This window comes from Acinetobacter sp. UBA3025 (assembly GCF_002367915.1).
In the GTDB taxonomy this organism is placed as follows: domain Bacteria; phylum Pseudomonadota; class Gammaproteobacteria; order Pseudomonadales; family Moraxellaceae; genus Acinetobacter.
The window spans coordinates 3,457-9,336 of sequence record NZ_DFDO01000083.1; the positions used below are offsets into that span (position 1 = coordinate 3,457).

5 protein-coding genes and 1 pseudogene are annotated in these 5,880 nt (G+C 40.0%); 2 read left to right on the top strand and 4 right to left on the bottom strand.

Annotated features, from left to right (window positions below; genetic code table 11):
- Nucleotides 1-900: ABC transporter substrate-binding protein (locus tag B4J23_RS03295; protein ID WP_291358753.1), on the bottom strand; the 900-nt coding region annotated here is incomplete at its 3' end.
- A gap of 113 nt (nt 901-1,013) precedes the next feature.
- Entirely contained in the window at nt 1,014-1,631 is a 618-nt protein-coding gene (locus B4J23_RS03300; RefSeq protein ID WP_004783040.1) for a rhomboid family intramembrane serine protease, read from the bottom strand.
- 158 nt (nt 1,632-1,789) lie between these two features.
- On the opposite strand from B4J23_RS03300, the gene nfuA reads away from it, so the two are divergent.
- Together nfuA and B4J23_RS03310 are read left to right on the top strand one after the other, a co-directional pair.
- The gene (nfuA, locus tag B4J23_RS03305; protein ID WP_034705129.1) at nt 1,790-2,428 is read left to right on the top strand and encodes a Fe-S biogenesis protein NfuA; all 639 of its coding nucleotides are present in this window, start codon (nt 1,790-1,792) and stop codon (nt 2,426-2,428) included.
- Nucleotides 2,429-2,620: 192 nt separating this feature from the next.
- The gene (locus B4J23_RS03310) at nt 2,621-4,675 is read left to right on the top strand and encodes a TonB-dependent receptor domain-containing protein (protein WP_291358754.1); all 2,055 of its coding nucleotides are present in this window, start codon (nt 2,621-2,623) and stop codon (nt 4,673-4,675) included.
- Nucleotides 4,676-4,713: 38 nt separating this feature from the next.
- Here B4J23_RS03310 and B4J23_RS03315 read toward each other — a convergent pair whose 3' ends face one another.
- Complete coding sequence (locus tag B4J23_RS03315; protein ID WP_180002261.1) at nt 4,714-5,721, bottom strand: hypothetical protein; 1,008 nt, start codon at nt 5,719-5,721, stop codon at nt 4,714-4,716.
- A gap of 14 nt (nt 5,722-5,735) precedes the next feature.
- A pseudogene (locus B4J23_RS03320) lies at nt 5,736-5,880 on the bottom strand (alpha/beta hydrolase); the annotation flags it as partial.

Here is a 5,880-nt window from a genome sequence, read left to right on the forward strand (position 1 = left end):
ATTGTCCAAACCTGCACCAGTGATGTACCAGGCATCAGCATTCACATAGATCACTTTTTTCTCTGCCAAGGCTTTGGCATTTTTTAGGGCAAGGTGTTTCTGAATATTATCCTGAGCGGTATATTTCTGGGTATTCACTGCACCACGATCCAGGATAATGATGTAATCCGGATTCTTCTCAACGGCTGCTGTAATACGCTGAACATTTTTCTCCGTTGCTTTCAATGCTTCCGGAGAGCCGGCTTCTGGACGGGGTGCATCCGACTGTTCAGAGGGATCCAATACTGGTTTAAAACCTGCTAATTCATAGACAAAGCCAAAACGGTCATTTTCTGCATGTGGCATAAAATTTTCACCGACCGCAAACAGCATCAGTGCAGTTTTGCCTTCAGTCTGCTTTTTAAGCTGTTGCTGCAGCGTTGCGATTTTACCGAGCTTTTCAGTAGCAATTTTCTCTTTACCAAATGCACGAGCCAAGACATGGGTACGTTCCGTCAGATCGACAATATATTGGCTAGTATCTGGAGAAAGGTCTAAAGTCGGAGCAATACCTTTAACAGCCTCTGCTTTAGAAGCCGAACGGCCACCGACAATAATCAGGTCAGGTTTAGCAGTTTTTAGTACATTGAGATCCGGTTCGAACAGTGAACCAGCTTTGGTGAATTTGCCCTGCTGGTATTTGCTTAAATTGCCTGCAAAGCTTGCTGCAGGCACCAGCTGAGCTTCAAGCCCTAGTGCATTCAAGGTATCCAGTGCAGATAGGTCATATACTGCAATCTTTTTCGGAGCTTTTTTAAGTTGAATATTTTGGTCTTTATAGTCGAAAGTGACCTGTGCAGAAACTGTAAAAGAAGATGTCAGTCCTAATATTGTGGCAAGTACTAAAGTCTTAAATTTCATATTTATTCCTCTAAATTCGCGACAAGATTAGCATAATTTATAGAAATGAAAATCATTTTCATATGTGAATGATTAAAAAAGGGATATTTGCTATCCCTTAATCATTCAAAACTTTAGAAGGGGATTTGGGTTAGTTTATTTAGGAAATGCGGAATAAGTCGTGGTTCCAGAATAATCGTCATCACCACACCATATGCCGCACCCCATAGATGAGCACTGTGATTGATATTGCTGTTGCCGCGCTTGCCCGACCAGATGCTATAGGCCACATATAAAACAGCAAAAATAATCGCAGGGACTGGAATAAAGAACACGAAAATCAGTTTCCATGGCTCAAATAGAATGTAAGCGAACAGAACCGCGGATACTGCACCGGAAGCACCCAGACTGGCCCAGCGCGCATCATTTTTATGTTTCAGATAACTTGGCAAAATTGCTGCAACCAGACCACCGAGATAAAACAGAATAAAGCCCAGATCATATAAATACTGGCGATAAAAACTTTCAATAATGCTGCCGAAAAAGAACAGCGTGATCATATTGAACAGTAAATGCGTGCCATCTGCATGGATAAAACCATGGGTAATGAAACGGTCATATTGACCACGTTGCATGGCAGGCGGCCAGAAAATCAGACGATTCATTACCGTTTCTTTTGAAAAAGCAATAAAAGAAACAATACAGGTGATCAGAATAATAGTGACAGTATGATTAAAAGGTAAATCAAGCATATAAGTAATTCTGGTTCTATCTATTTGACAATGATCATGCCATTAAAACAAATCTAAAGTGCGACTTTTATAATAAATCCGACAATTTTGGTTGAATTTTTATAATTACCCCGCATCTTCAGTTAAAATAGCAGCTTCAGCTTGAGGAAATTATTGTTATGTCGACTGAGAACAGCAACACTCCGGTTGCAGAAGAAATTCCAAATCTTTTGATTACACCGACAGCACAAGAGTATTTAAAGGATCTATTGGACAAACAGAATACACCAGGTATTGGCGTACGTGTGTTTGTTGAAAATCCGGGTACACCGCGCGCTGAATGTTGCATGGCTTATAGTGCACCTGATGAGGTTGTACCTACAGACTATAAGCAGGAATATCCAGATTTTCCGGCCTATATTGACTCTCCGTCAATTCCATACTTGCTAGATGCAGTTATTGACTACAATAAAGACCGTTTTGGTGGTCAGCTGACTTTCCGTGCACCAAACTCTAAAGTGCCACGCGTCGGTCCTGATGCCTCTGTAGAAGAGCGTATTACCTATGTGCTTCAGTCAGAAATTAACCCGGGTCTGGCAGGTCACGGTGGTAACTGTGCACTGGTTGAAGTGATTGAAGATCCTGAGCATGGCTTAACTGCAGTTCTTAAGTTTGGTGGTGGTTGCCAGGGTTGTTCAGCAATTGATGTGACTTTAAAACAAGGCGTTGAAACAACCTTGAAACAGCATATTCCTGAATTGGCACGTGTGGTTGACCAGACTGACCATACCCAAGCTGAAGGTGCTTATTTCAAATAAGTCTCTAATAAAATTTAGCTTGTAAGAAATACCTCGAATGCTCGGGGTATTTTTTTATCTAGATTTAATAATGATAATAATTATCAATACTAATTGTATTTATAGTTACATTTGATACAATGCGTCACAATTCCAGCAATATTTCTTCATAAATCAACTTTTGGGGCACCTTCGAATATGAGTAAGCTGTTTATGAAATCGACTTTGGCCTTTGCAGTGCTTTCAGCATTAGCTGTTTCAGTACAAGCACAAGATCAAGTAACTGAAGAACAAAAAACAGCATTACAGACTGAAGCTACTAAATTGCAGACCATTGTGGTAACCACAGCGGGCGGTTTTGAACAAAATATTGCAGATGCACCTGCTTCTATTTCAGTCATTACCGCGGAAGAATTACAAAAAAAATCATATACAGATGTAATTGATGCTGTAAAAAATATGCCAGGCGTTTCTGTACAAGGCGGCGGCAATAATAAAGAGATTACAATCCGAGGTATGGGTGCAACCTACACGAAATACCTTGTTGATGGCAGACCAATTAGTGCCGGTAGAGCAGTGAATGGTAATGGCACAGACGGTGGGAAAATTGGTGCATATTTACCACCAATTGACATGATTGAACGGATCGAAGTCGTACGTGGTCCAATGTCATCACTTTATGGTTCAGATGCTATGGGGGGTGTAATTAACATTATTACTAAAAAAGCGTCTGCTAGTAATTGGCATGGAAGTATTTCTCCTGAATATACGAAGTCTGATAATGATTATGCAAATGATAGTTATGGCGTCAGCATGTATGTCACAGGCCCATTAATTCAAGATAAATTATCTTTAAGTATAGATGGTAACTTCCAGGGGAATGACGAAAGTGACTTTGTCGGTGGAGAAGGGCAAAAATCTGGTTCAAGTGAGTCTGAGAAGAAAGTGAGAAAGCTCGGTACTGAACTGGTTTGGAATGTCGATGAACATAACGATATTGGTTTGAGATATGATTTTACAGGGCAGCAGTACACTACAACACTGGGTAAAAGTGTGGATGTTGCCACTCAAGCCTCTATCAATGAAAATGAGAAAAATCTATATACCTTAACGCATAAAGCACGTTACGATAATTTTACCCTTGATTCATACTATCAAGATGAAACAACTAAAAAAGTTTATAGTGGTGTCGTTGCTGACGAAAAAAATGAAGAATTAAAAGTCTTTAATACACAAGGCTCATTCTTTTTGGGTAACCATGCATTAACAGTGGGTGGTCAATATCAAAAAGAAAAAATCACTGATACCACAAATGGTCTAGCCGATATTACTGGGGTCACTTCACTCGACCGTTGGTTATTTGCTTTATATGCAGAAAATGAGTGGAGCATTACCGATGATTTCGCTTTAACTGTGGGCGCCCGATACAATAAAGATGAATACTTTGGTGGTGAAATTACACCGCGTGTCTATGGTGTTTATCATTTAACTGATGCTTTAACTTTGAAAGGTGGTGTAAGTACAGGCTATAAACAACCAACGATTAGCCAAATTTCAGAAGGTTTTGGTAGCAGAACAGGAAAAGGCAGTGCTGTCATCATTGGTAACCCTGATTTGTCTCCAGAAAAAAGCACGAGCTATGAATTCGGATTTAACTATTCGGCTCCTGAACTTGGTTTAACAAGCAGTTTAATGGTCTTTAAATCTGATTTTAAAGATAAAATTGTTGAAGATCGTTTATGTGACACGCCAGGAACAACAAATAGTTCTCCTGTAGAAGAATGGAAATGTTCGGCAAATGGCAAGCCATATCGATTTGTTAGCCAAATGAAAAACGTTTCCGATGCAGAAATGAAAGGTGCTGAATTCACATTAGACTATGATGTACTGGATAATCTTCACGCGAGTACAAGTTATACTTATACAAAAACTGAGCAAAAAAGTGGCGAATTTAAAGGCCAGCCTTTAAATAAAATGCCAAAACATATGCTGAATGTCGGTCTGGATTATGATGTTTCAGATACCTGGACGACCTGGATGGACTATAATTACCGTGGCAAAACCAGTGATTATTTAAGCCGTACTTCTATGGATAATGGGACACCGGGATATGGTACTTTTGATGCCGGTGCAGTCTTTAAAGCGACAGATAACTTAAGGTTGACCGCTGGTATTTATAACATTGCAAATAAAGAAATTACCAATGGCGATTATGACATTGTACTTGATGGTCGTAGATACACCGTGGGTATGAATATCAAATTCTAATTCATAGATATGAAAAAGCCGCTTTCTAGCGGCTTTTTTTAGTCTTCAATCTTTAAAATTTTTAAGGTATTTTCAGTATAATAGAATTTTGCCAGATAGGCACGGGCACGTTCACGCAAATAGCCCTGATGAATCATCTGCTGAATAATCGGTGTCAGCAATTCATTCAATTCATGTTGAATCAATGCTTCATCAATATTTAGATCACGCAATAACTGGTCAAAGGTATGTTCCTGATTGCGTACATACCAGGTATAAATCCCGTCATGCAGTTGCTGCTGCATATATTCCGTCTGGCGCATATGATCCCAGATTTCGTGCCCCAAACTTACCGTCTGGTTCAGATCCTGGGTTTCAATATAGTTCTTGAGCACGGACAGCGGCATGTCTTTGATCTTATGCCAGAGATTGGCCTGAAAATGGTATAGCTTGTCATCATCAAAGTGCTGGTTCAGCACATGCTCACTCATTTGGCTGAGTTTTAAAATATTTTTTTGCAAATAACGGGCAACTGTATTGTCCAGACTGGAATCCGTAACATTTTCCAGAACAGATTTGCCCATTTTCATGAAACGGGAAACGCCTGGAACACTCTTGGCAATTACAGAATTATCCAGATAATCCTGAATCGAATGCTGGATCAGTTGCGTAATCATGGCTGAAAAAGCAGGATTATTCACCACCGCTTTGATCAGGCGCTGACGGTGACCACTTTTGCTGGCCACATATTGTGCAATTTTATCTATGGTCAGTACCGGAATGACATCGGCAATTTTGGTTGTATCATTGGCTGGATGAACCAATGCGAACCGGATATGTTCGGCAATCTGCTCAATCAGAAAAGAACTGGCAGCAGTATCCAGAATTTGCTTTTGTAGCAGCTGATTGATCAGTTCACAGCTCCACAGATCTTTAAGCGTCTGCTTGCGCAACCAGAGATAAAACTCATGAAACTCGCTTTGAATGGTTTCAGATTGAGAAAATACCTGATCAAGAAAATCAAGTTGAGCATCAATCAACTGCTCAATCATCGGGTGTTTCTGCATAACTTCTCTGAAACTTAATTGAAAGGAATGAGTTTATCAGCTAGTGGATTTTTTAGGGTCTGTGTCTTGGCCAGGAAAGGCAAATAATGTTGGGCGACCTGTTTTTCTGCTTCCAGAATCGGCATATGACCGACATTATTTAAAATCACCGGAGTTTCA